This is a genomic window from Streptomyces sp. SLBN-8D4 (genome assembly GCF_049739545.1).
GTDB classification, from domain to species: Bacteria; Actinomycetota; Actinomycetes; order Streptomycetales; family Streptomycetaceae; genus Streptomyces; species Streptomyces canus_C.
The window spans coordinates 5,094,160-5,117,327 of the sequence record NZ_JBMGQC010000001.1; the positions used below are offsets into that span (position 1 = coordinate 5,094,160).

A 23,168-nucleotide genomic window follows, 5' to 3' on the forward strand; every position below is an offset into this window, starting at 1 on the left:
CCCTCGGGCCCGCGCGGGCGCCTCGGGCAGCAGATCCAGCAGCGCCCGGAACCGTACGCCCCGCCACTGACAACGGCCCACGCCCTCAGGCCTGCGGCAGCGACTCCCCCTGCACCGCCTGCACGTCGAGCTCGACCTTCAGCGTCGTACCGATCGCCGCGATCCCCGCCTGCACGACCTGGTTGTAGTTCATGGCGAAGTCCTCCCGCCGCAGCTGGGTCGTCGCCCGGAAGGCCGCGCGAGTCCCGCCCCAGGGGTCGGCGCCGGTGCCCAGGTACGCCAGGTCCAGGTCCACCGGCCGTACGACACCGCGCATGGCGAGTTCGCCCCGCACGGTCCAGCGATCCGTGCCGGCCACCGTCAGCCCCGTCGACCGGTAGGTGATCTCCGGGTACCGCTCGACGTCCAGGAAGTCCGCCGACCTCAGGTGCTCGTCCCGCATCGCGTTCCCCGTGTCGATGGAGGCGGCCCGGATCACCGCCTCCACCCGGGACTTGGTCACGTCGTCCGGGGCGACCTCGATCGCCGCCGTGAAGTCGGTGAAACGGCCGTGCACGCTGGAGATGCCCAGGTGCTGGGCGATCGCGCCCACACTGGAGTGGGCCGGGTCCACGGTCCAGGGCCCCGGCGGCGGGAGTTCCGCGCCGCCGATGCGGGCCAGGGTGACCGTACCGACCTCGGCCCGGCCGCTCGCGGTGACGATCGCACTCGACGCGGCGGGCGCGTAGCCGACGGCCGTCACGATGACGGTGTACGGCCCCGGCTCCAGCGGAGTCCCGTCCCGTACGGCGCCCTCCGGGTCCGCCTCCGCGCGCAGCACCTGCGTACCGGTCATGTCGGTCACCGTGACGACCGCGTGCGACACGGCCCAGCCGTCCCGGGTTCGGATCCTCGCGGTCAGTCCCATGTCATGTACCTCCTCGAAGAAGACCGGCCCGTGGCGGGCGCGCGCCTCCGCTCGGAGCGCGCGCTCCCTGCCACGGGCCGGAGCGGTTGAACTACTCGCCGGGGTGGGCGAGTTCGATGTCGTGGCCGTCGACCGCGGGGCCGCTGACCGTCAGGGCCGTCGCCTGCGGCGGGTAGCCCGTGGCGATGACCGTGTACTCGCCGCCGTCCAGGTCGGTGAAGGCGTACGCCCCGTCCGACCCGGTGGTGGCGGTGCCGACCACGTTGCCGGCCGCGTCCACGAGGGTGACCCGCGCGTCGGCCAGCGGACCGTGCGGCGCCCGTACGACACCCTGGAGATGGGCGCCCGAGTCGAGGTCGACCTCGATCCGGGTGACGCCGGTGCCGCCGACCTCGACGGGCAGGGCGCGCGGCCGGAACCCGGCGGCGTTGACCGCGACGGTCACCGCACCCGGCACCAGCTCGCCGAAGGCGAACTCGCCCTGCTCACCGGTGGTCCCGGTGGCCAGCAGGTCGCCGCGCACATCGGTGACGATCACCATCGCGTCCTTGACCGGCTCCCCGTTCTGCGCGGACCGCACGAGCCCGTTCAGCCCGCTGGTGCCGCTCAGGAGGATGTCGTAGGCCACCGGCTCGCCGCCCACCAGGACGGTGGACGCCTGCGGCTGGAAGCCGTCCGCGGAGGCGATCAGGACGTACGACCCCACGCTCGGCGCCTCGACGGCGTAGGAACCGTCGGCCTGCGTGACCGAGCGGCCCAGCTGCCGTCCCGCGAGCGAGATCAGCGTGACCGCGGCCTGGGGGACCGGCGCGCTCTCGGCGCCGCGCACGAAGCCGCGGACCGGGATGCCGCCGGAGCCGGCCGGGGACTCCTCGGGACGGGCGAGGGTGGCCACGGCGGACAGCCGCTGCGTGCCCTCGGGGGCGGTCTCGGTGTCGGAGGTGGTGGTCGTGGCCCAGCTCGGGGTGTGCCCGGCGGCCGGAGCCTCGGCCGCTTCCGCGGGCGCCTCGGTCGTTGCCGCGGGCACCTCGGCCGGCGAGTCGTCCGCCGCGGCCTGTGCCAGCCCGCCCTTGGTCCGCAACGGAACCTCCTTGATGAACAGGGTGATCAGGAACGCGACGGCCGCGAGGGCGCCGACGATCAGGAACACGTCGGCGATGCCGTGGCCGTAGGAGCTCTCCATGAGCGTGCGCACCGGGGCCGGGAGCTTGGCCAGGTCCGGGATGCTGTCGGTGGAGGAGCCGGAACCGGCCAGGGCGGCCTGGTACTTGGGGTCGAGGGCGGCGATGCCGTCCGACACGTAGTGCGTGATCCGGTGGGACATGACCGCGCCGAGCGCGGAGACGCCGACCGCACCACCGAGGGAACGGAAGAAGGTGACCGTCGAGCTGGCGGAACCGAGGTCGCTCGGGTCGACCTGGTTCTGGGTGCACAGCACCAGGTTCTGCATCATCATGCCGATGCCGAGACCCAGCAGGGCCATGAAGATCGACATCTTCCAGTAGGCCGTGTCGTACCGGATGGTGCCCAGCAGACCGAGACCGGCCGTCACCAGCACACCACCGCTGACCAGCCACGCCTTCCAGCGCCCGGTGCGGGTGATGAACTGCCCGGAGACGGTGGAGGAGATGAACAGTCCGCCGATCATCGGGATCGTCATGACGCCCGACATCGTCGGGGACTTGTCGCGGGCCAGCTGGAAGTACTGGCTGAAGAAGACCGTGCCGGTGAACATCGCGACACCGACGAACAGCGAGGCCAGCGAGGCCAGGGTGATCGTGCGGTTCTTGAACAGCCGCAGCGGGATGATCGGCTCGCGCACCTTGGACTCGACCAGCACGAAGATCAGACCGAGGACGATCGAACCGCCGACCATCGCGTACGTCTGCCAGGAGATCCAGTCGTACTTGTCACCGGCGAAGGTGACCCAGACGAGCAGCAGCGAGACAGCGGCGGCGATGAAGAACGCGCCGCCCCAGTCGACCTTCACGTCCCGCTTCACGACGGGCAGGTGCAGGGTCTTCTGCAGCACGATCAGCGCGATGACGGCGAAGGGGACGCCGACGTAGAAGCACCAGCGCCAGCCCAGCCACGAGGTGTCGGTGATGACACCGCCGAGCAGCGGGCCGCCTACGGTGGCGACGGCGAAGGTCGCGCCGAGGTAGCCGGAGTAACGGCCGCGCTCACGCGGGGAGATCATCGCGGCCATGACGATCTGCGCCAGGGCGGACAGACCGCCGACGCCGATGCCCTGGACGACTCGGCAGGCGATCAGCATGCCGGCGTTCTGCGAGAGACCGGCGGCCGCGGAGCCCAGGACGTAGATGACCAGGGCTATCTGGACGAGCGCCTTCTTGCTGTACAGGTCGGCGAGCTTGCCCCACAGGGGGGTGGCCGCGGTCATCGACAGCAGGGCGGCGGTGACGACCCAGGTGTAGGCGGACTGGCCGCCGCCGAGGTCGCTGATGATGTGCGGGAGCGCGTTGGTGACGATCGTGGACGACAGGATCGCCACGAACATGCCGAGCAGCAGGCCGGAGATGGCCTCCATGATCTGCCGGTGCGTCATCGGGGCGTACTCCGCGGAGCCTCCCCCGTGCTTGGCGTGAGCCCGCACACCGGCTGGTGTGGTCGTTGCCATGGGCTTCCTTCTCTTACTGGGTGATCGCGGGTGTACGGGTGGTCTGTTCGAGTACGGGGGGTGCGGGCGGCCGGGGTTCGGGGCGGCGGGGTTCGCGGCCGTGGGTGTCGTGGGTGCGGGTGTCGTCGAAGCTCGCCCGCAGGCGGGCCATCAGCGTGGTCAGCTGGGCCACCTCGTCGTCGCTCCAGTCGCCCATCCGCTCGGCGAGCATGTGGCAGGTCCGGCGGGAGAGCTGGTCGAGGAGGGACCGGCCGGCGGGCGTCAGCCGCAGGATGCGGGAACGCTTGTCCGCCGGGTCGGGGGAGCGCTCGATCCAGCCGCGCTCGGCGACGTGCGCCACGTGGCGGCTGGTGACCGACATGTCCACGGCGAGCAGCTCGGAGAGCTTGCTCATGCGCATGTCCCCGTAGCGCCCGAGGAGGGTCAGCACGGCGGCGGAACCGGAGGGGCACTCGGACGGCATCATCCGTCCCATCTCCCTCTTCACGGCTCCGAAGGCGCTGAACTGGCGGATCAGCTCTTCGTATCGCGCCTGCTCGGCCATCACACCTCCCGTATTCGTTGCTTAGGGCAACCATAGGCGTGCTTGGTTGCTACAGGCAAATAAAACGGCGTAGGTGCGGTATAAAAAGTTGGCAAAGGCAAGTATTGCGAACGTAAACCGGCATGTGGGACCTGCTGAAGCCCGGGTGCGCCCCGCACTTGGGCCCGGCTCCCTGATTCGCTAGGGTCTCGGGGCATGGCTGACAACCAGGGCCCCCAGGGCAACTACGACCCCGCCGGCAGCACTCAGATGTTCCGTGCGTTCGTCGACGAGGGACCGCAGGGCGGCCGGCAGCAGGCCGCACCCGCCGCATCGGGCGGGCCGCGCATCGGCCTCATCATCGGCGTGGTGATCGCGGTGGCGGTCGTGGCGGGGGTGGCTTGGCTGGCGCTCGGGTAACTCCGCGGCGGTCTGGTGCGGGTGTGTGGGGGCGGGCGTTTTTGCGCAGTTCCCCGCGCCCCTGGATGCCTGCGGCGCCTGCGCGGGCCCGGTGGGGGCTTGTGTAGCGCGTGCGGTCCGGTGGGTGGGTCGGGGCCGGGGTGGGGGGGGGTATCCGTCCTCGGTCCGGCGGTAGCTGCTTCTTGAGCAGTGCCCTGTAACGGACGCCGGCCGCTGCGGGCGGACACCCCCCACCCCGTCCCCTTGCCGCCGTACGCGGCCAGCGGCCCATCGGGGCGCGCGGTCGTGGCGGGGGAAGGTGTCGAACGACCCGTCGTGGCGCGTGAGGTGGCGAACGTTCCATCCTGGCCCGCGCGACTGCACCCACCCAGGGGCGCGGGGAACTGCGCGACCAGCCCCCACGCACCCGCACCCGCCCCACGACAGGACCCGGCACCCCCATAGGCGCCCCGCCCGAGCCCAGCGCAGCGGTCAGTCCGAGATCAGGCCCTCCCGCAGCTGGGCCAGTGTGCGGGTCAGGAGGCGGGAGACGTGCATCTGGGAGATGCCGACCTCCTCGCCGATCTGTGACTGGGTCATGTTGGCGAAGAAGCGCAGCATGATGATCTGGCGCTCACGGGGCGGGAGTTTGGCCAGCAGCGGCTTCAGGGACTCGCGGTACTCGACGCCCTCCAGGGCCGTGTCCTCGTAGCCGAGGCGGTCCGCGAGGGAGCCTTCGCCGCCGTCGTCCTCCGGGGCCGGGGAGTCCAGCGAGGACGCGGTGTACGCGTTGCCGACCGCGAGGCCGTCGACGACGTCCTCCTCGGACACGCCCAGCACGGAGGCGAGTTCGGCCACCGTCGGAGAGCGGTCCAGCTTCTGGGAGAGCTCGTCGCTGGCCTTGGTGAGGGCCAGCCGCAGCTCCTGGAGGCGGCGCGGGACGCGGACCGACCACGACGTGTCGCGGAAGAACCGCTTGATCTCGCCGACCACCGTCGGCATCGCGAACGTCGGGAACTCCACGCCGCGTTCGCAGTCGAAGCGGTCGATCGCCTTGATCAGGCCGATGGTGCCGACCTGGACGATGTCCTCCATCGGCTCGTTGCGGGAGCGGAAGCGTGCTGCCGCGTAGCGAACGAGCGGGAGGTTGAGCTCGATGAGGGTGTCCCGGACGTACGCACGCTCGGGGCTGTTCTCGTCGAGTGCGGCAAGCCGCAGGAAGAGGGAGCGGGACAGGGTGCGGGTGTCGATGGCTCCGGACACCACCGGGAGAGCCGGGAGCGCCGGGGCCGGCGCGGCCTCGACAGTCGTGACGTCGTCGAGTGCGGGCTCGGCCTCGCTCTTCGTGAGCGTGAGCACCTTCGAGCTGCCCTGTTCTGCGGACATGCCACCCCCTTTGGGTCGCGGGACGGTCGCGGCGAACGCCCCGTGGTGGAACGTCAGCCTTCACCTGAATACCGGAGCCGAAGCCTCGGCAAACGCGCTTCCCGCAGAATGTCACATGTCGGCAACACGCTGTAGTGACATGTCGACATGTGAGACCCGAATACGCCCTGGATAAAGGGGGTCTGACGGTTTTTAGGCCCAGAAGGGCCGGGAACGGCGCCGGTGAGCGATTCGCTCGCGCCGGTTACTTCTCGATCCCGCTTGCGAACTGCGGTGTTCCGGAATGTGCGACCGTGCGCCCCTTATGCATCGGCAATCCGCCGAAGACTATGCGTCGATCCGATTGGCGGATCGCAGCCGCTGGAAGCTACGCGCGAGTAGCCTCGAAACGTGCATCTGTGAGACGCCGAGTTCCGCGCTGATTTGCGACTGGGTGAGATTGCTGTAGTAGCGCAGCAGCAGGATTCGCTGCTCCCGTTCCGGAAGTTGCACCAGGAGATGGCGGACCAGATCGCGGTGTTCCACGCCGTCCAGCGCCGGGTCCTCGTAGCCGAGCCGGTCGAGCAGTCCCGGCAGTCCGTCGCCCTCCTGGGCCGCCTCCAGCGAGGTGGCGTGGTACGACCGTCCGGCCTCGATGCAGGACAGCACCTCGTCCTCGGTGATGCGCAGCCGCTCGGCGATCTCGGCGGTCGTCGGGATGCGCCCGAAGGCGGTGGTCAGGTCCTCCGTGGCGCCGTTGACCTGCACCCACAGCTCGTGCAGCCGGCGCGGTACGTGGACGGTGCGGACGTTGTCGCGGAAGTACCGCTTGATCTCGCCGACCACGGTCGGCATCGCGAAGGTCGGGAACTGCACGCCCCGGTCCGGGTCGAAGCGGTCGATGGCGTTGATGAGCCCGATGGTGCCGACCTGGATCACGTCCTCCATCGGCTCGTTGCGGGAGCGGAAGCGGGCTGCCGCATAGCGCACGAGCGGGAGGTTGGCCTCGATGAGCGCCGTCCGCACCCGGTTGTGCTCCGGCGTGCCCGGCTGGAGCTCCTTCAGCTGGCCGAAGAGCACCTGGGTGAGCGCCCGGGTGTCGGCGCCGCGACTGCGTGGGGCGGCCTCCTGGGGGGCCTCCTGGGGAGGCGCGGTACTGGCCGACACGGTCAACGCCACCTCTTCGCTGGTCAACTCATCCGTCAAAAGCGGTCATAGCATCACAAGACATGTGCACTGTGTGCAAGCACCGTATAACGTTGGGTTACGCCGTGTTGAGGGGCAACTGGGGTGAAGGACGCATAAAAGCCTCCCGCCGTTCCCGGCAGGAGGCTTCGGAGCACTCGGGCTCAGTACGCGTAGTCCGCGATCACCCAGGTCGCGAACTCCTTCCACAGCGCCACGCCCGCCTGGTGCTCCGGGTGCTCGACGTACGTGCGCAGCGCGGTCACGTCCTCGAACCCGGAGTTGATGGCGAAGTCGTAGGCGATGGGGCGGTCGCTGAGGTTCCAGCCGAGCTCCCAGAAGCGGATCTCGGGGATCTTGCCGTCCAGCGCGCGGAAGGCCTCGACGCCCTCGACGACGCGCGGGTCGTCCCGCTCGACACCTTCGTTGAGCTTGAAGAGGACGAGGTGGCGGATCATCTGAACTCCCAGCTAGTGCGCGCCGTCGGCCAGCCATGTGAAGAAGTCGCCCACGGCCTTGGCGGCGTCCGATATGCCCTGGAACCCTATCTGCACGTACTCGGCAGCCTGTTTCGGGTCCGTGATGATCACGTACATCACGAAGACCACGAGCACATAGACGGCGATCTTCTTTCCGTTCACCGCCATCGCGGCCTCCCCCGCTTCTGGTACTGCTGTGTCTACTGGGGCGCGAGTGTAGCCGGGGTGATCAGTACGCAAGAAGGGCCCCGTCTGTCGACGGGGCCCTTCACAAGCGGTAGCGGAGGGATTTGAACCCTCGGTGACTTGCGCCACACTCGCTTTCGAGGCGAGCTCCTTCGGCCGCTCGGACACGCTACCGAGGGAGACCTTACAGCAAGGTGGGGCGTGCTTTGAAATCCGTATTCAGCGGTCTCTGAAGAACCCCGTGAGGAGCCTGGCGCACTCGTCCGCGAGGACTCCCGCGACCACCTCGGGGCGGTGGTTGAGGCGCCGGTCGCGGATGACGTCCCACAGGGAGCCGGCCGCGCCCGTCTTCTCGTCCCGGGCGCCGTAGACGACCCGGTCCACCCGGGACTGCACGATCGCGCCCGCGCACATCGTGCAGGGCTCCAGCGTGACCACGAGCGTGCAGCCGGTCAGCCGCCACTCGCCGAGCTCCGCCGCCGCCCGCCTGATCGCGAGTATCTCCGCGTGCGCGGTCGGGTCGCCGACCGCCTCGCGTTCGTTGTGGGCGGCCGCGAGCACGGTCGTACCGTCCGGGGACAGTACGACGGCGCCCACCGGCACGTCCGCGCCCGCCCGGCCGGCCTCGTCCAGGGCGAGCCGCATCGCGGCCCGCCAGCGGTCGCGTACCGGGTCCGGGACGTCCTCGTTCCCGGTCCCCGCGGTCAGCGGACGGTCTCCAGGACCTCCGAGGCGCCCAGGGCCTCGGCGATCTCGGTGACGGCGTCCCCCGACAGGGCCTTCAGCTCCTTCTCGCTGACGCCCAGGTCGTCGAGGACCTGGGCGTCGCCGACCGGGCCGTGCGGCACGGCCTCTCCGGAGCCGACCGCCTCGGCGGTGACGTCCTCGTCGTCCTCATCCTCGTCCTCACCGTCCTCGGTGCCGTCGAGGTCGAGGGCGTCGAGGTCGGGGTCGTCGGCGGGCTCCCTCCCGAGCAGTTCGTCGGTGAGCAGGATCTCGCCGTACGAGCTGCGGGCGGCCGCGGCGGCGTCCGAGACGTAGATACGAGGGTCTTCCTCGCCGTCGATGCGGACGACGCCGAACCAGGCGTCCTCCTGCTCGATCAGCACGAGCACCGTGTCGTCCTCGGCCGCGGCTTCCCGGGCGAGGTCGGCCAGATCCGACAGCGTCTCCACATTGTCGAGGAGCTCTGTGTCGCTCGCTTCCCACCCGTCTTCGGTGCGCGCGAGCAGTGCGGCGAAGTACACCGTGACTCTCCCACTGGTCATAGGTGTGCCGGTTGGGGGTCCCCCCGGCGGAGGTTCGGGTGGGGAGAGCTCGGCTCCGAGCCCCACCCACTCGGAATCGTGGCAGAAACAAGGCGTTCAGGGGGCGTCTTCGGCACCCTGTGTCCGGTGGTTTTGATCGCACGTGCGTCGGCACGTACGTGAAGGACTCACCGGCGCACTCGTCGCCGCCACGAGCGGGATCGTACGCGGCTTTCCCAAGGGCCCACGCACGGCCACCTGTTCAAGGCGGTTCGGGTCACGTGATCTTCGTTACCAGCGGAAGGTCCGCATGCGCATCGCGTGCCGCAGCCGGGCCACCTTCGCGCGGCGCGGCTGCACCCGGTCGCGCAGTTCCCGGGCCTCCGCGAGATCGCGCAGGAACTGCGCACGACGGCGACGGCGTTCGGCGTCGGTCTCCTGTGACGGCGGTTCGTGCGACAGGTCGTGCGACGGCTTGTGCTCAGGCAGGTCAGGCATCGGTTCATCACCCCAGTCCGTCCCTCCCACGTTCCCCCCGTCGGGCGGTTTGACGCCAGCGCGAGGGGTTCGAAGGTCCCGGCTACTGTTGTGGACATGCGTCTCCACGTCGTCGACCACCCTCTGGTCGCCCACAAGCTCACCGCGTTGCGCGACCAGCGCACCGACTCCGCGACCTTCCGCCGCCTCGCCGACGAGCTGGTCACCCTGCTCGCCTACGAGGCCACCCGCGACGTGCGGACCGAGGCGGTCGACATCCGCACCCCGGTCGCCGCCACGACCGGCGTGAAGCTCTCCTACCCGCGCCCCCTGGTGGTGCCGATCCTGCGGGCCGGGCTCGGCATGCTGGACGGCATGGTCCGTCTGCTGCCGACCGCCGAGGTGGGGTTCCTCGGCATGATCCGCAACGAGGAGACGCTCCAGGCCACGACGTACGCGGCGCGGATGCCGGAGGATCTCTCGGGGCGCCAGGTGTACGTCCTCGACCCGATGCTCGCGACCGGTGGCACGCTGGTGGCGGCGATCCGTGAGCTGATCAAGCGCGGTGCGGACGATGTGACGGCGGTGGTGCTGCTGGCCGCGCCGGAGGGTGTGGAGATCATGGAGCGCGAGCTGGCGGGTACGCCGGTGACGGTGGTCACGGCTGCGGTCGACGACCACCTCAACGAGCACGGTTACATCGTCCCGGGGCTGGGGGACGCGGGCGATCGGCTTTACGGGGCGGCGGAGTAGTAGCCGTCGTCAGCCTGTTGCGGGTTGGGTGGGGGCGGGCGTTTTTGCGCAGCTCCCCGCGCCCCTGGATGCCTGCGGCGGCCTGCGCGGCCCCGGTGGGGGCGGGTGTAGCGCGTGCGGTGCGGTTTGGGGCCGGGGTGGGGGGTATCCGTCCTCGGTCCGGCGGTTGCTGTGGTTTGAGATGTGCCCGGTAACGGACGCCGGCCGCTGCGGGCGGACACCCCCCACCCCGTCCCCTGCCCGCCGTACGCGGCCAACGGCCCGTCGGGGCGCGCGGTCCCGGCGGGGGAAGGTGTCGGACGGCCGGTGGTGGCGCGCGAGGTGGCGTACGGTCCCGTCCGGGCCGGCGTGACTGCACTTACCTAGGGGCGCGGGGAACTGCGCGACCAGCCACAACGCACCCGCACCCGCCCCACAACAGGACCCGGCACCCCCATAGGCGCCCCGCCCAAGCCCAGCGCAGCTACCCGCAGTGCTTCTTCGGCCCCGTGGACGTAGGCGCCGGTGCGTTCAGCGTGGTCAGTGCCTTGTCGGCTGCTGTCTTGGGGGTCAGGCTCTTGAAGCCGGTGCCGATGATCAGGTCGAGCTCGGTGCCCTTGCGGGTGTCCGTGCGGGTCTCCGCGGAGGTGAGCTGCGTGCTCAGGACCGGGAGGGAGGTCTTGAGGGCGGACGAGGGGCCCAGCAGTATCGCCGTGCCCTTGACCTTCTTGTCGTAGGTCGCCGTCGCGTTGCCCACGTCGCCGATCTTGAAGCCCCGCTTCTTCAGCTCGTCCGCCGTCTTCTTGGCGAGCCCGCCGCGCGCCGTGGCGTTGAGGACGTTGACGGTGATCTGGCCCGGCTTGGGGAGAGGGGCCGCGGAGACGGAGGGGGACGCGCCGGCCTTCGTCGGGCAGTTCGTCTTGGAGCCGGCCGCGGAGGCCTGGTCACCACCGCCCGTGAACACGTCGATGAGCTGGAGCGTGCCCCAGCCGACGAGGCTCAGCGCGGCGACGGAGGCCACCACGCCGACCGCGAGCCTGCCGCGCCGCCGGGGCCGACGCATCCGGGGGTACTTGTCGCCCGTGATCCGGTACTTACCGCCCATGCCGGGAGGCGTCAGCATGCTCATGGGCGCAGCGTAGTGCGCCCGGGCGGCAATGCCTACTAGATGATCATTGGCCGCCGCGCAGGAGAACCCGAAAGGGTCAAACCTTTACAGCGCGGTCACTCAGTCCAGCTCGAGCACGCGCGCGTGCAGCACCTGTCGCTGCTGGAGCGCCGCCCGCACCGCGCGGTGGAGGCCGTCCTCCAGGTACAGGTCGCCCTGCCATTTCACGACGTGCGCGAACAGGTCGCCGTAGAACGTCGAGTCCTCGGCGAGCAGGGTCTCCAGGTCGAGTTGGCCCTTGGTCGTCACCAGCTGATCGAGGCGGACCGGGCGCGGTGCGACGTCCGCCCACTGCCGGGTGCTTTCCCGGCCGTGGTCGGGGTACGGCCGGCCGTTTCCGATGCGCTTGAAGATCACACGGAAAGCCTACCGGTCAAGACCTTCCGGGCGCAGCCATGGCGACCGAGTGCGACGCTTGAAAAAAGCCGCGAAAAGGGGCTAACCGGGAGCAGGGGTTTGGTATGAACGAGCGAAAGACCCCGCCGAAGGGCGTGACAGGGGCCGCCGCGGCAACCGCCGACCGGTCCATGCCGGAGGCACAGTCCGGCTCCGCCGCGCTGCCCCAGGAGGCCCTGGAGATCGCCGCCGGCTACGCCTTCGGCGGGCCCGCGCTCGATCTCGGCGCGCTGCTGTGGGACGGCGTCTGCCTCCCGGACGCGCAGGTCAGGATCCCCCTGCCGATGCTCAACCGGCACGGGCTCGTCGCCGGCGCCACCGGCACCGGCAAGACCAAGACGCTCCAGCTCATCGCCGAGCAGTTGTCGGCGCAGGGGGTGCCCGTCTTCCTCGCCGACATCAAGGGCGATGTGTCGGGGATCTCCGCACCGGGTGCGCGGAACGAGAAGCTGCAGGCCAGGGCCGCGGAGGTGCACCAGCAGTGGGAGGCCACCGGCTTTCCCGCGGAGTTCTACGCCCTCGGCGGCATCGGACACGGCATCCCCGTCCGGGCCACCGTCACCAGCTTCGGGCCGCTCCTCCTGTCCAAGGTGCTCCAGCTCAACCGGACCCAGGAGCAGTCCCTCGGCCTGATCTTCCACTACGCCGACCAGAAGGGCCTGGAACTGGTCGACCTCAAGGACCTGCGGGCCGTCGTCGCCTTTCTCACCTCCGACGAGGGCAAAGGCGAACTGAAGGACATCGGCGGGCTGAGCACGGCCACGGCGGGAGTCATCCTGCGCTCCCTCACCGCCTTCGAGGCGGAGGGCATGGCCGACTTCTTCGGTGAGCCGGAGTTCGACACCGCCGAACTGCTGCGGACCGCGGACGACGGGCGCGGACTGGTGTCCGTCCTGGAACTGGCCGCCGTACGGGACCGGCCGCGGCTGTTCTCGACCTTCCTGATGTGGCTGCTCGCCGATCTCTTCCACGATCTGCCGGAGGTCGGGGACGTCGACCGGCCGAAGCTCGTCTTCTTCTTCGACGAGGCGCATCTGCTCTTCAACGGGGCCTCGAAGGCGTTCCTCGACTCCCTCACGCAGACCGTCCGGCTGATTCGCTCGAAAGGGGTCGGCGTCTTCTTCGTCACGCAGACCGCGAAGGACGTACCCGCCGACGTGCTCGCCCAGCTCGGCAACCGGGTCCAGCACGCGCTGCGGGCCTTCACGCCGGACGACCAGAAGGCGTTGAAGGCGACCGTGAAGACCTTCCCCGACTCCGCGTACGACCTGGAGGAACTGCTCACCGGCCTGGGGACGGGGGAGGCCGTGGTGACCGTGCTGAGCGAGAAGGGGGCTCCCACGCCCGTCGCCGCGACCCGCCTGCGTGCTCCCGAGTCCCTGATGGGGCCCGTCGACACCGGTGCGCTGGACTCGGCGGTCCGGTCCTCCTCGCTGTACGGGCGTTACGCACACGCTGTGGACAGGGAGTCGGCGTACGAGAAGCTCGACTCCCGCGGTGACTCCCGTGGCGCGAAGGGCCCGGACGAGATGAAGGCCCCGCCACGGTCGCACGAGGAGGAGCCCTCCGTTGTCGAACAGGTCGTCGGCAGCGGCATGTTCAAGTCGCTCGCGCGGTCGCTGGGCACGCAGATCGGGCGGGAGATCACCCGCTCGGTCTTCGGTACGGCCCGGAGGAGGCGGTAGCGCCGCCTCCTCCGGAGGATCAGCCGCGCTTCTCCTCTCTCGGCGGGGGCTGCTTGTTCGTGCTCCGCGGTTTCGGCGCACTGCGTGCGGCCTCCGCGCGCAGCAGGGCGCGCAGGACCGCGTACGGGTCGACGGGCATGACGGTGTTCCTCGCGTGAGTCGTGACGGCTGAGCAGGCCTGGGGGAGCGGGCTCTGTCAGCAGCGCAGGACCACGGAGCGCAGGGCGGGCAGTGCCTTCGGCGGTCGCGGGGACGCCGAGAGGGCGGGACGACGGCCTGCCGGCAGGCCGGGATCCGTCTCCGGTCGCGGAGCAAGGCGCGGAGCAGGGCGCGGAGGTACGGCCATCCGGTGGACGGTCCGAGCCGGTGGCCGCAGGGCCGTGTCGAGGACGTCGTACTCGACGAGCTCCCCGGCCGGGACGGGTGGCATCGGGTGCGCCTGCACATGTGCGCCGGAAACCAGCAACGCGAGCAGCAGCACGAGCACCCGCAGCCAGTCACGGCTGCACGGGGCACGTCGTACGGAACTCACACACGTCGTCTCCCCCACCGGCACGCGCGCGTCATCACTTCGGCCCCGCAATTCACCCGGCTGCAGCAGGCGTGGCGACGGCCGAGGGGGTGTGGGGCGGGCCACCCGGCTGACTAGGACTTTCCGGCCGCCTTGGCCGCCTTCGCCGCCGCCTTCATCTCCTGCTTGTGCGCGCGGACCTTGGTCAGCGACTCGGGACCGGTGATGTCGGCGACGGACCGGAAGGACTTCGGCTCGCCGTAGGCGCCCGCGGCCTCCTGCCAGCCCTGCGGCCGGACCCCGAGCTGCTTGCCCAGCAGCGCCAGGAAGATCTGCGCCTTCTGCTTGCCGAAGCCCGGCAGTTCCTCCAGGCGGCGCAGGAGCTCGCGGCCGTCGTCCACGCCCTTCCAGACCAGCTCGGCCTCACCGTCGTAGTGCTCGACGAGGTACTGGCACAGCTGCTGGATCCGCTTGGCCATCGAGCCCGGATAGCGGTGCACGGCCGGCTTCTCGGAGAGCAGGGCGACGAAGGCCTCCGGGTCCTGCGCGGCGATGTCGTGCGCGTCGAGGTCGCTCGCGCCGAGACGGTCCGCGATGGTGCGGGGACCCTTGAACGCCCACTCCATCGGGACCTGCTGGTCCAGCAGCATCCCGACCAGCGCGGCGAGCGGTGAGCGGCCGAGGAGTTCGTCGGCCTCGGGGTCCTGGGCGAGGTGCAGGGTGACGTCCATGTCCCCGATGATGCCCCCGCCGGCAGCGTGCCTCTACCGGGAGCCGCGGGAGCCGACGGGCTGGTCCCGCCAGTAGCCGAGCGCCTGCACCCGCTCCTTCGGCACGCCGAGCTCCTTGCGGACGTACGACGACAGGGTCCTGGTCGTCGCCGTGTCGCAGGCGATCCAGACGTACGCGTCCGGTTGGCTCCGCAGCAGGGCGGGCAGGTCCGCCTTCACCTGGTCGACCAGGTGCGCCCCGGAGTCGAGCCGGAGCACCCGGCGGACCTCGTGGCGGGACGGGTCGGTGCGGAAGGGGAGGCCCTCGTCGCCGCCCTCGAACCAGACGGTCGCGGGGGAGGAGTCCAGGGCGTCGAGGAGGGAGTTGAGGGCGGGCAGGGAGGCCGGGTCGCCGAAGGCGAACACATGGGTGGGCTCGGGGTCCGGGCGGTCGAAGCCGGTGCCGTGGACGGTGGCCTCGACGGTGTCGCCGGGCTTCGCGGCGCGGGCCCAGTCGCTGGCGATTCCGTCGTGCAGCGCGAACTCCAGGGTGAAGGTGCCCGCCTCGGGGTCCGGGTCGACCAGGGTGTAGGCGCGCTGGTGCGGCTTGCCCGCGGCGGCGAACCACAGGCGCACCCACATCGTGGGATGGACGCCGGTGACCGCCAGCATCCCGCCGTCGGTGAGACGCACCCGCCGGTACGCGTCGGTGACGTCCTCGGCGCCGGTCACCGTGAACACGAAGTCCTTCGCGCGCAGCAGTCGCAGGACCGCTCCCTCCCAGCCGTGCCCCTGCCCCATGGCCTTGTCGCCCTTCGCGTAGGATCATCGAGATTACTTAGGTAAGCCTAACTTAAGGGAAGGCGGGTTCGAGGGTGAGTATCGAGATCCACCGCGACGCCTGGGGGATCCCCCACCTCCGCGCCGACAGCGCGCGAGAACTCGCCCGTGCTCAGGGCCGGGTCACCGCCCGCGACCGCGCCTGGCAGCTGGAGGTCGAACGGCACCGCGCCCAGGGCACCTCGGCCGCCTTCCTCGGTGCCGGGGCCGTGTCCTGGGACACCCTCGCGAGACGGGCCCGCCTGGACGACACGGCGAGACGCTGCTTCGCGGCGCTGGAGAGACGGGACCCGGAGACGGCCGCGTGGGTGCGGGCGTACGTCGACGGCGTGAACGAGGAACTGCCGTCCACCTCGGCCCCCGAGTTCGCCCGCGTCGGGCTCGCCCCCGGGCGCTGGGAGCCCTGGACCCCGCTCGGCGTCTGGCTCGCCACGCACATCCTCTTCGCCGGCTTCCCCGCCAAGCTCTGGCGGGACGAGGCGATACGGCACCTGGGCCCGGACGCGGTCGGTCTCTTCGCCGCCGACGGCCCGGGCACCTCCGGCAGCAACGGCTGGCTGGTCGCCGGCGCCCGCACCACCACCGGCCACGCCGTCCTCGCGGGCGACCCGCACCGCTACATCGAGGACCCCGGCGTCTACCAGCAGATCCACCTGGTCTGCCCCGAGTTCGACGTCATCGGTCTCGCCGTCCCCGGCGTTCCCGGCATCGCCCACTTCGGCCACACCGGCACGGTCGCCTGGTCCATCACCAACGCCATGGCCGACTACCAGGACCTCTACCGCGAGCGCCTGCGCCGCACGGGGGCCGGCGTGGAGGCCCTCGGCCCGGACGGGACCTGGCACCGCGCCGCCCGCCACACCGAGACCGTCGAGGTGGCGGGCGAGACCCCGGTCGAGATCGAGGTGATCGAGACGGAGCGGGGCCCGGTGATCGCGGGAGGCCCGGAGGGGCTGGAGGGAGAAGGAGTACTGGAGGAGCCTCCGACCACGGATGCCTCCCGGTCCGCCCCCGCTCCCGCACGGGCAGCCACTCCCGGGCACACGGCCGCCACCCTCGTCGCCCTCTCCCTCCGCTACCCACCCCGGGTCACCGAGGACCTCGGCTTCAGCGCCCTGCTCCCCCTTCTCCGTGCCCGCCGCACCGCCGACGTGGACCGTGCCTTCGACCTGTGGGCCGAGCCCGTGAACGTCGTCCAGGCCGCCGACACCGAGGGCGGGCTGCTGCACCGGGTCGCCGGCCGGGTCCCCGTGCGCGCCCAGGCCAACCGGCTCCGGCCCGTCCCCGCCTGGGAACCCGGCCACGACTGGCGGGGATGGCACGACACTCCCCGCGCCGGTCTCACCGACGGCGTCGCCGTGATGGCCAACCAGCGTGGGCCCGCCGCCCCATTCGGTGTGGAGTTCGCCCCGCCCCACCGGGCGAACCGCATCACCGCCCTGCTGGAGGAGAAGGAGCGGTGGTCGGCCGCCGACATGCCGTTGATCCACATGGACACCCATCTCGCCTCGGCACAGCCCCTGTTGGATCACATCGAGGCCTTGGACGACGCTCGCTTGAGCCCCGAGGCCACGACCATCAGGGAAACGATCCTTCACTGGGACCGCCGTATGACCGCGAGCAGCACGGAGGCCGCCCTGTACGCCGCCGTGCGCAGCGCGGTCGTACGACGGCTCGCCGCACACCCCGCGTTCGCCGCCCTGGCCGAGCCGCCTGCCTACCCGGACGTCCTCCTCCCCTGGCTCGGCCTCGTCCCCCGGATCGCCTTCGCACTCGAACACCTCCTGCGTGCCGAGGAGTTGTACGGCATCGCCCGGGCCGAGGCCGTGCGGGCCGCCGTGGAGGAGGTGGCCGCCGAGCCGCCGCGGGGTGCCTGGGGCGACACCCATCGCCTCGCCCCCTGGCGGGCGCTTCCCGAGAACGAGCGGGACGCCCCCCTCGCCCCCGCCCTGTCCGGCGACCACGACTGCGTCCTGTGCACCTCCGCCGTGCCCGGACTCACCGACCTCGCCGCGCGTGGCCCGGCCGCCCGTTACGTCTGGGACCTGGCCCGCCGCGAGGACAGTCTCTGGGTGGTCCCGCTGGGCGCCTCCGGCACGCCCGGCTCACCGCATCACCGCGACCAACTCCCCCTGTGGCTCAGGGGAGATCTCGTCCCGGTCGTCACCGACCTGCAGTACCTGACGAAGGAAGACTGAGGAGACCGATGTCCGACACCCCCACCCGTGAAGCGGTCCACACCCGGACGGTGGACGGCTACGGCACCGTCCGCATCCTGCGTCTCGACCCGCACGCCGACGCCGCGACCGTCCACGCCTGGGTGCGCGAGGAACGCGCCGCGTTCTGGGGCATGAACGGCCTCACCCAAGAGCAAGTGGCCGCGATCTACGCCCACTTGGACACCCTCGACACCCACCACGCCTATCTGCTGGAGAAGGACGGCGAACCGGCCGGACTCCTGCAGACCTACGAGCCGGAGGCCGACCGCGTCAGCGAGTGCTACCCCGTCGAACCCGGTGACATCGGCCTCCACCTGCTGCTCCCGCCCCCCGGCCCGCACGGCAACCGCACCGGCTGGTCGTCGGCGCTGCTCGGCGTCGTGGCCTCGTACGTACTGCTGGGCCTGGACAAGCGGCGGGTCGTGGTCGACCCCGACGTGCGCAACGAGAAGGCCGTCGCCCGCTTCCTGAAGCAGGGCTTCGTCGCCGGAGACGCGGTCGTGCTGCCGGAGATCGACCTCCCCGACGTGCATCTGCCCGAGAAGCACGCCCAACTGGCGTTCCTGACAAGGGAGGTAGCCTTCCCGGGTGACGCCTGACGACCTCGTCGCCCACTACGGCCTGATACCGATCCCCCGCGAGGGCGGACTGTTCCGGCAGACCTGGGCCGGAACCGAGCGTGCCGACGGAAGACCGCACGGCACGGCCATCGTCGCCCTCCTGACCGCGGACGACTACTCCGCCCTGCACCGCCTGCCCAGCGACGAGATCTGGCACCACTACCTCGGCGACCCGCTGGAGATGCTGCTCCTCGCCCCGGACGGCACGACGGCCACCGCCGTCCTGGGCCCGGACATACGCGCCGGCCAGCACCCCCAGCTGACCGTGCCGGCGGGCACCTGGATGGGGGCCGCGACCCGCGGCGCCTGGACCTTCTTCGGCTGCACGATGGCCCCCGGCTTCACCTACGAGGACTACGAGCACGGCAGTGCGGCCGAACTGACGGCGCGTTACCCGTCCGAGGCCGCCCGGATCGCGCGACTGTGCCGTCCATGAGACTCCTTGAAGGACAGGTCGCCCTGGTCACGGGCGCGGGCGGCGGCATCGGACGAGGGATCGCGCTGCGGTTCGCCGAGCGGGGCGCGGCGGTCGCCCTCCATTGCCGTACGGCCGTGACGGCGGCGCGTGAAGTGGCGTCCCGTATCGAGGACTCGGGCGCCCGGGCCGTCGTACTGGAAGCGGATCTGCGGGACGAGGACGCGTGCCGGCGGCTGGTCCGGGAGGCCGCCGCGTGGGGTGGCGGGCTGACCGCCCTGGTCAACAACGCCGGCGTGCAGCCCACCCAGCCCCTGCCCGGGATGACGGCCGCGCAGTGGCGGGCCGTCGTGGACACCAACCTCGGCAGTGTCTTCGCGTGCACACAGGCGGCCGCGGAGGTCATGCGGCCGGGCGGGTCCGTCACCCACATCGCGTCCGTCGAGGCGGGTCACCCCGCGCCCGAGCACGCCCACTACTCCGCCTCCAAGGCCGCGATCGTGGCGCACGCGCGGGCGGCGGCCCTGGAGTACGGTGCGCACGGCATCCGGGTGAACACGGTCTCGCCCGGGCTGATCGACCGGGAGGGGCTGGCGGCGGCCTGGCCGGAAGGGGTGGAGCGGTGGACGCGGAAGGCGCCTCTGGCCAGGCTCGGGCGGCCCGAGGACGTGGCCGACGCGTGCGTGTTCCTCGCCTCCCCGCTCGCGTCCTGGGTCACCGGACACGACCTGGTGGTGGACGGCGGGGTGTCCGCCCGGCCGACGTGGTGAGCGCTCGGGGGTTCGCGTCCGTACATGTCGGGAAGACCGCGAGCCCAGGTACGGAGTAGTGACGTGAGGTGTGAGCGTGCAGGCAGCAGCGCAGGCCGGCGAAGGCGAGGACTTCAAGGGCTGGTGCTGCTGGGCAGCGTGCTGGTCCTGCTCCTCTTCGGCGGTGCGGGAGCGGCCTCGGCCCACGCGGCCCTCCGGGCCACCGACCCGAAGGACGGCACCGTCCTCAAGTCCGCCCCCCGTGACATCACCCTGACCTTCACCGAGTCCGTCGGCCTGCTCGACGACTCCTTCCGGGTGCTCGACCCCGACGGCAAGCGCCTGAAGGTCGGTGGCGCCGGACACGGTGCGGGCGGCTCGGAGACGGCCCGTGTCTCCCTGCCCGCCAAGCTCGCCCAGGGCACCTACACGGTGGCCTGGCGGGTGGTCTCGGCCGACAGCCACCCGGTCTCCGGCGCCTTCACGTTCTCCGTAGGCAAACCCTCCCCGGCCATCGTGGTCGCGGACACCGGCCCGACCGAGAACCCGGCCACGGAGAGCCTGTTCAACATGGGCCGCTACCTGGCCTACCTCGCCGCGGCCCTGCTCATCGGCACCGCCGTCTTCGTCGCCGCCTGCCGCCCCCCGGAGCCGGCCCGGCTGCGCCGCCTGCTGTGGGCGGGCTGGGGCACCCTGCTCGGCTCGACCGTGTTCCTGCTGGTGCTGCGGGCGCCGTACGAGTCGGGAGCGGGTCCGGCCTCCGCGTTCTCCCTGAAGGCCTTCGAACGCACCCTGACCACCCGCCCCGGCGAGGCCCTCCTGGTCCGCCTGGCACTGCTGCTGGTGGCGTACTTCTTCGTCGTACGACTGCTGCGGCTGGGCGAGGAGAGGCTGCCCCGCGTGTGGCAGGCGGCGGGCGGCGCGCTCGCCGTGGGTCTCGCGCTGACCTGGGCGGCCGCCGAGCACGCGTCCGCCGGGATCCAGGTGCCGGTCGCGATGACGTCAGCGGTGCTGCACGTGCTGGCGATGTCCGTCTGGCTGGGCGGCCTCGCGGCCCTGCTCGCCACGCTGTACGGGGCCTCGTCGCAGCTCCCGGCCGCCGTCCCCGCCCGCTTCTCCCGGCTGGCCTTCGCCTCCGTGACGGTCCTCGTCGGCACCGGCGTCTACCAGTCCTGGCGCGGCCTCGGCTCCTGGGGCGCGATCACCGGCACCACGTACGGCCATCTGCTCGTCCTCAAGCTGCTCGCGGTGACGCTGCTGCTGGCGGCGGCGAGGCTGTCGCGGCAGTGGACGGGACGGCTGGTGACGGTCGCGGCCAAGTCGGAGACGGTCGCGGCCGAGGCGGAGGCGGAGTCGGCCGTGCGGGAGACGGTGCCGGCGGCGGTCGTACGGGAGAAGGTGTCGACGGGGGTCGTGGGGGAGAAGGCGCCGACGGCGGTCGTACGGGAGGAGGCGCCGGAGCGGGTGGGCGGATCGCCGTCGGCTCCGGAACCGGCGCCCGTCACCCCCGGTCCGGCCTCACCGGCCTACCGGCACGGCCTGCGCCGTTCCGTGCTCGCCGAAGTGGCCGTCGGGGTCGTGGTCCTGGTGCTGAGCACCGTGCTGAGCGGCACGCTGCCCGGCCGGGCGCAGGCCGAGGCGGCCGAGGCGGGCCCGGCCACGGGCGGACTGCCCGCCGCGTCCGTGACCAACGTCCCCTTCGCGGTGGGCGGCGCCACGGGCAAGGTGCAGATCACCCTCGACCCGGGGCGCACCGGCGAGAACTCGGTCCAGGCCCTCGTCTACGCGGCCGACGGAGGCCTCGCCACGGTCCCCGAACTCCGGCTGTCCTTCACCCTCCCGGCCAAGCAGATCGGCCCGATCGACGCCCAGCTGAGGAACAAGGGCGGCTACTGGGGCACCAACGACCTCACCCTGCCCCTCGCGGGCGACTGGCGGATGAAGGCGACCATCAGGGTCTCGGACGTCGACCAGATCAGTGTCACGAAGACGGTGAGGATCGTGGGCTGAGCGGGTCGAGCGGGTCGAGTGGGTCAAGCGGGCCGAGCAGGTCCGCCATCGTCTCGGCGGCGTGCACGGCGGCCGCTCCGCAGCAGTTGTTGAACAGGACGTGGAGCTCGTCGACCCGCTCGGCCAGTGCGTGCAACCGCGGTACCCACTCGGCGAGTTCGGCGCGCGGGTAGTCGTACCGGAAACGCTCCTCCTTGCTGCCGCGGCCCCAGGAGGAGCTGCGCCCGTGGAAGCGCACGACGGACAGCCGGGGCGCGGTGACGGGGGTGACCGGCGGCAGGGAGGCGGGCAGGCCCTGGCGCATGTCCACGGCCACGGCGGCGAAGTCGTACTTGCCGAGCAGCGCACAGGTGAGGTCCTGCTGCCCGTCCTCCCACCAGGACGGATGCCGGAACTCCACCTGGACGGGCCATCCGGCGGTCCGGTCCGCGGTCTCCTCCAGGAACCGCTCCGCCCGCGCCCCCGGCCGCAGCCACGGCGGGAACTGGAACAGCACCCCACCGAGCCGCCCGGCCTCCCGCAACGGCTCGACCCCGGCGGCGAACCGCGCCCACACCTCGTCCAACGGCACGTCCGCGAGCGCGGGCTGTTTCACCGGATGCCCGGTGAGCGGGGCGTACGCCTTCACGTCGAACACGAAATCGGTGGGCGTGCGCTCCACCCACAGACGGCTGTTGCGCTCGCTGGGCAGGGCGTAGAACGTGCCGTCCACCTCCACCACCGGGAACCGCTCGGCGTAGTACCGCAACCGCCCCTCGGCGTCCCGCCGCCCCGGCGGGTACCAGCCGCTGCGGACGAGCGCGGGATCGGTCCAGGAGCACGTGCCGACGAGAATGCGGGTCATGGGGGCCCGGGTACCGACTTAGGGTGCGGCCATGACTTCCCAGGCGTATCTCTCCCAACTCTTCTCGCTGGACGACCGAGTGGCGCTGGTGACCGGGGGCAGTTCGGGCATCGGCAGGGCGATCGCGGGGGCGTTGGCACGGGCGGGGGCGAGCGTGGTGATCGTGGCGCGCAGGGAGGCGGAACTGGCGGACACGGTTGCGGAGTTGTCCTCCGAAGGCTGCCGGGCGGCCTGGGTGAGCGGTGACTTGAGCACGAGGGAGGGCGTCCGTACGGCGGCGGAGGCGGCCGCCGCCCTGTTCGGCGAGCCGGACATCCTGGTCAACTCCGCGGGCGTCAACCTGCGTCCACCGATGACCGAGCTCACCGACGACGTGTGGGACACCACCATGGCCGTCAACCTGGAGGCCCCCTACCTCCTGGGTCAGCGCTTCGGCCCCCGCATGGCCGAGCGCGGCTTCGGCCGGATCATCCACATCACGTCCCAGCAGGCCCACCGCGCCTTCGTCCAGAGCGGCGCCTACGGCGTCTCCAAGGGCGGCCTGGAGTCCCTGGCCCGCTCCCAGGCCGAGGCCTGGTCCCCACACGGCGTCACCTGCAACACCCTCGTCCCCGGCTTCGTACTGACCCCCCTCAACTCCCGCCTCGCCACCGACCCGGACCAGGTCGCCACCCTGGCCGCCCGCACCATGACCGGCCGCAACGGGCTCCCCGACGACTTCGCGGGCGCCGCGGTCTTCCTGGCGAGCGGGGCGTCGGGGTATGTCACGGGTCAGTCGATCTTTGTGGATGGGGGGTTGTCGGTGCACTGAGCTGTTCTGCCGGGGGCGGGGGGCTCCTCGGAGCTGTGCGGGTCCCGGG

At 71.4% G+C, this 23,168-nt stretch carries 25 protein-coding genes and 1 tRNA gene; 9 read left to right on the top strand and 17 right to left on the bottom strand.

What is annotated here, in order from left to right; translation table 11 throughout:
• Positions 1-85: 85 nt before the first annotated feature.
• From RKD20_RS22990 to RKD20_RS23000, 3 genes are all read right to left on the bottom strand, one after another.
• Positions 86-907 carry a YceI family protein gene (locus tag RKD20_RS22990; RefSeq protein WP_424879368.1) on the bottom strand — a complete coding sequence of 274 codons (822 nt, stop codon included), beginning with the start codon at positions 905-907 and terminating at the stop codon, positions 86-88.
• A gap of 91 nt (positions 908-998) precedes the next feature.
• Entirely contained in the window at positions 999-3,548 is a 2,550-nt protein-coding gene (locus RKD20_RS22995; RefSeq protein WP_424879369.1) for an MFS transporter, read from the bottom strand.
• A gap of 13 nt (positions 3,549-3,561) precedes the next feature.
• Positions 3,562-4,092, bottom strand: coding sequence for a MarR family winged helix-turn-helix transcriptional regulator (locus tag RKD20_RS23000; protein WP_424879370.1), 531 nt, complete (start codon positions 4,090-4,092; stop codon positions 3,562-3,564).
• 195 nt (positions 4,093-4,287) lie between these two features.
• Here RKD20_RS23000 and RKD20_RS23005 point away from each other — a divergent pair, with 195 nt between their 5' ends.
• Positions 4,288-4,491 carry a hypothetical protein gene (locus RKD20_RS23005; RefSeq protein WP_020117517.1) on the top strand — a complete coding sequence of 68 codons (204 nt, stop codon included), beginning with the start codon at positions 4,288-4,290 and terminating at the stop codon, positions 4,489-4,491.
• A 471-nt stretch (positions 4,492-4,962) separates the two neighbouring features.
• Here the strand turns inward: RKD20_RS23005 and RKD20_RS23010 are convergent, their stop codons facing one another.
• The 8 genes from RKD20_RS23010 to RKD20_RS23045 all read right to left on the bottom strand — a co-directional run bounded on the left by RKD20_RS23010 (position 4,963) and on the right by RKD20_RS23045 (position 9,430).
• Entirely contained in the window at positions 4,963-5,856 is an 894-nt protein-coding gene (locus tag RKD20_RS23010) for an RNA polymerase sigma factor SigF (protein WP_020124968.1), read from the bottom strand.
• Positions 5,857-6,183: 327 nt separating this feature from the next.
• The gene (locus tag RKD20_RS23015) at positions 6,184-7,014 is read right to left on the bottom strand and encodes an RNA polymerase sigma factor SigF (RefSeq protein WP_424883294.1); all 831 of its coding nucleotides are present in this window, start codon (positions 7,012-7,014) and stop codon (positions 6,184-6,186) included.
• A gap of 170 nt (positions 7,015-7,184) precedes the next feature.
• A complete protein-coding gene (locus tag RKD20_RS23020) occupies positions 7,185-7,478 on the bottom strand; it encodes a Dabb family protein (RefSeq protein WP_020124970.1) in 294 nt (97 codons plus the stop codon).
• 12 nt (positions 7,479-7,490) lie between these two features.
• A complete protein-coding gene (locus RKD20_RS23025) occupies positions 7,491-7,667 on the bottom strand; it encodes a hypothetical protein (RefSeq protein ID WP_020124971.1) in 177 nt (58 codons plus the stop codon).
• Between the two features lie 107 nt (positions 7,668-7,774).
• Positions 7,775-7,859 (bottom strand) — tRNA-Ser (locus RKD20_RS23030).
• 45 nt (positions 7,860-7,904) lie between these two features.
• A complete protein-coding gene (tadA, locus tag RKD20_RS23035; protein WP_424879371.1) occupies positions 7,905-8,330 on the bottom strand; it encodes a tRNA adenosine(34) deaminase TadA in 426 nt (141 codons plus the stop codon).
• A 59-nt stretch (positions 8,331-8,389) separates the two neighbouring features.
• Positions 8,390-8,932, bottom strand: coding sequence for a hypothetical protein (locus RKD20_RS23040; RefSeq protein WP_424883295.1), 543 nt, complete (start codon positions 8,930-8,932; stop codon positions 8,390-8,392).
• A gap of 291 nt (positions 8,933-9,223) precedes the next feature.
• Complete coding sequence (locus tag RKD20_RS23045) at positions 9,224-9,430, bottom strand: hypothetical protein (RefSeq protein ID WP_381335921.1); 207 nt, start codon at positions 9,428-9,430, stop codon at positions 9,224-9,226.
• A 96-nt stretch (positions 9,431-9,526) separates the two neighbouring features.
• Between RKD20_RS23045 and upp the strand changes: the two genes are divergently transcribed.
• Entirely contained in the window at positions 9,527-10,162 is a 636-nt protein-coding gene (gene upp / locus RKD20_RS23050) for a uracil phosphoribosyltransferase (RefSeq protein WP_031061692.1), read from the top strand.
• A 463-nt stretch (positions 10,163-10,625) separates the two neighbouring features.
• On the opposite strand, the gene RKD20_RS23055 is transcribed toward upp, so the two are convergent.
• Both RKD20_RS23055 and RKD20_RS23060 read right to left on the bottom strand, forming a co-directional pair.
• Positions 10,626-11,270, bottom strand: coding sequence for a LytR C-terminal domain-containing protein (locus tag RKD20_RS23055; protein ID WP_424879372.1), 645 nt, complete (start codon positions 11,268-11,270; stop codon positions 10,626-10,628).
• Between the two features lie 99 nt (positions 11,271-11,369).
• Complete coding sequence (locus RKD20_RS23060; protein WP_003999914.1) at positions 11,370-11,666, bottom strand: type II toxin-antitoxin system VapB family antitoxin; 297 nt, start codon at positions 11,664-11,666, stop codon at positions 11,370-11,372.
• Between the two features lie 170 nt (positions 11,667-11,836).
• On the opposite strand from RKD20_RS23060, the gene RKD20_RS23065 reads away from it, so the two are divergent.
• Complete coding sequence (locus tag RKD20_RS23065; RefSeq protein WP_424883296.1) at positions 11,837-13,390, top strand: helicase HerA-like domain-containing protein; 1,554 nt, start codon at positions 11,837-11,839, stop codon at positions 13,388-13,390.
• Positions 13,391-13,586: 196 nt separating this feature from the next.
• Here the strand turns inward: RKD20_RS23065 and RKD20_RS23070 are convergent, their stop codons facing one another.
• The 3 genes from RKD20_RS23070 to RKD20_RS23080 form a co-directional block, all read right to left on the bottom strand.
• Complete coding sequence (locus RKD20_RS23070; RefSeq protein WP_424879373.1) at positions 13,587-13,922, bottom strand: hypothetical protein; 336 nt, start codon at positions 13,920-13,922, stop codon at positions 13,587-13,589.
• Positions 13,923-14,035: 113 nt separating this feature from the next.
• Positions 14,036-14,632 (bottom strand): HhH-GPD-type base excision DNA repair protein, encoded by a 597-nt coding sequence (locus RKD20_RS23075; RefSeq protein ID WP_424879374.1) that lies wholly within the window; start codon positions 14,630-14,632, stop codon positions 14,036-14,038.
• A gap of 33 nt (positions 14,633-14,665) precedes the next feature.
• The gene (locus tag RKD20_RS23080) at positions 14,666-15,412 is read right to left on the bottom strand and encodes a siderophore-interacting protein (RefSeq protein ID WP_424879375.1); all 747 of its coding nucleotides are present in this window, start codon (positions 15,410-15,412) and stop codon (positions 14,666-14,668) included.
• Between the two features lie 74 nt (positions 15,413-15,486).
• Here RKD20_RS23080 and RKD20_RS23085 point away from each other — a divergent pair, with 74 nt between their 5' ends.
• From RKD20_RS23085 to RKD20_RS23105, 5 genes are all read left to right on the top strand, one after another.
• Complete coding sequence (locus RKD20_RS23085) at positions 15,487-17,649, top strand: penicillin acylase family protein (protein WP_424879376.1); 2,163 nt, start codon at positions 15,487-15,489, stop codon at positions 17,647-17,649.
• An 8-nt stretch (positions 17,650-17,657) separates the two neighbouring features.
• Complete coding sequence (locus RKD20_RS23090) at positions 17,658-18,269, top strand: GNAT family N-acetyltransferase (RefSeq protein ID WP_424879377.1); 612 nt, start codon at positions 17,658-17,660, stop codon at positions 18,267-18,269.
• Positions 18,259-18,726: a cupin domain-containing protein gene (locus RKD20_RS23095; protein WP_424879378.1), complete on the top strand. Its 468-nt coding sequence runs from the start codon at positions 18,259-18,261 to the stop codon at positions 18,724-18,726. The genes RKD20_RS23090 and RKD20_RS23095 overlap by 11 nt, the downstream gene beginning before the upstream one ends.
• Positions 18,723-19,475, top strand: a complete 753-nt coding sequence (locus tag RKD20_RS23100; protein WP_424879379.1) for an SDR family NAD(P)-dependent oxidoreductase — start codon at positions 18,723-18,725, stop codon at positions 19,473-19,475. The genes RKD20_RS23095 and RKD20_RS23100 overlap by 4 nt, the downstream gene beginning before the upstream one ends.
• A 123-nt stretch (positions 19,476-19,598) precedes the next feature.
• Positions 19,599-21,464 carry a copper resistance CopC/CopD family protein gene (locus tag RKD20_RS23105; protein WP_424879380.1) on the top strand — a complete coding sequence of 622 codons (1,866 nt, stop codon included), beginning with the start codon at positions 19,599-19,601 and terminating at the stop codon, positions 21,462-21,464.
• On the opposite strand, the gene RKD20_RS23110 is transcribed toward RKD20_RS23105, so the two are convergent.
• Positions 21,436-22,308 (bottom strand): DUF72 domain-containing protein, encoded by an 873-nt coding sequence (locus RKD20_RS23110; RefSeq protein WP_424879381.1) that lies wholly within the window; start codon positions 22,306-22,308, stop codon positions 21,436-21,438. The genes RKD20_RS23105 and RKD20_RS23110 overlap by 29 nt on opposite strands.
• Positions 22,309-22,339: 31 nt before the next feature.
• Between RKD20_RS23110 and RKD20_RS23115 the strand changes: the two genes are divergently transcribed.
• Positions 22,340-23,119 carry an SDR family NAD(P)-dependent oxidoreductase gene (locus RKD20_RS23115; protein ID WP_424879382.1) on the top strand — a complete coding sequence of 260 codons (780 nt, stop codon included), beginning with the start codon at positions 22,340-22,342 and terminating at the stop codon, positions 23,117-23,119.
• The last annotated feature ends 49 nt before the right edge of the window (positions 23,120-23,168 follow it).

Excerpts from the sequence above, each read along its gene's own strand:
- RKD20_RS22990 (WP_424879368.1), bottom strand. The coding sequence starts at position 907 with ATGGGACTGACCGCGAGGATCCGAACCCGGGACGGCTGGGCCGTGTCG.
- RKD20_RS22995 (WP_424879369.1), bottom strand. The coding sequence starts at position 3,548 with ATGGCAACGACCACACCAGCCGGTGTGCGGGCTCACGCCAAGCACGGG.
- RKD20_RS23000 (WP_424879370.1), bottom strand. The coding sequence starts at position 4,092 with ATGGCCGAGCAGGCGCGATACGAAGAGCTGATCCGCCAGTTCAGCGCC.
- RKD20_RS23005 (WP_020117517.1), top strand. The coding sequence starts at position 4,288 with ATGGCTGACAACCAGGGCCCCCAGGGCAACTACGACCCCGCCGGCAGC.
- RKD20_RS23010 (WP_020124968.1), bottom strand. The coding sequence starts at position 5,856 with ATGTCCGCAGAACAGGGCAGCTCGAAGGTGCTCACGCTCACGAAGAGC.
- RKD20_RS23020 (WP_020124970.1), bottom strand. The coding sequence starts at position 7,478 with ATGATCCGCCACCTCGTCCTCTTCAAGCTCAACGAAGGTGTCGAGCGG.
- RKD20_RS23025 (WP_020124971.1), bottom strand. The coding sequence starts at position 7,667 with ATGGCGGTGAACGGAAAGAAGATCGCCGTCTATGTGCTCGTGGTCTTC.
- tadA (WP_424879371.1), bottom strand. The coding sequence starts at position 8,330 with ATGCGGCTCGCCCTGGACGAGGCCGGCCGGGCGGGCGCGGACGTGCCG.
- RKD20_RS23045 (WP_381335921.1), bottom strand. The coding sequence starts at position 9,430 with ATGCCTGACCTGCCTGAGCACAAGCCGTCGCACGACCTGTCGCACGAA.
- upp (WP_031061692.1), top strand. The coding sequence starts at position 9,527 with ATGCGTCTCCACGTCGTCGACCACCCTCTGGTCGCCCACAAGCTCACC.
- RKD20_RS23055 (WP_424879372.1), bottom strand. The coding sequence starts at position 11,270 with ATGAGCATGCTGACGCCTCCCGGCATGGGCGGTAAGTACCGGATCACG.
- RKD20_RS23065 (WP_424883296.1), top strand. The coding sequence starts at position 11,837 with ATGCCGGAGGCACAGTCCGGCTCCGCCGCGCTGCCCCAGGAGGCCCTG.
- RKD20_RS23075 (WP_424879374.1), bottom strand. The coding sequence starts at position 14,632 with ATGGACGTCACCCTGCACCTCGCCCAGGACCCCGAGGCCGACGAACTC.
- RKD20_RS23080 (WP_424879375.1), bottom strand. The coding sequence starts at position 15,412 with ATGGGGCAGGGGCACGGCTGGGAGGGAGCGGTCCTGCGACTGCTGCGC.
- RKD20_RS23090 (WP_424879377.1), top strand. The coding sequence starts at position 17,658 with ATGTCCGACACCCCCACCCGTGAAGCGGTCCACACCCGGACGGTGGAC.
- RKD20_RS23100 (WP_424879379.1), top strand. The coding sequence starts at position 18,723 with ATGAGACTCCTTGAAGGACAGGTCGCCCTGGTCACGGGCGCGGGCGGC.
- RKD20_RS23110 (WP_424879381.1), bottom strand. The coding sequence starts at position 22,308 with ATGACCCGCATTCTCGTCGGCACGTGCTCCTGGACCGATCCCGCGCTC.
- RKD20_RS23115 (WP_424879382.1), top strand. The coding sequence starts at position 22,340 with ATGACTTCCCAGGCGTATCTCTCCCAACTCTTCTCGCTGGACGACCGA.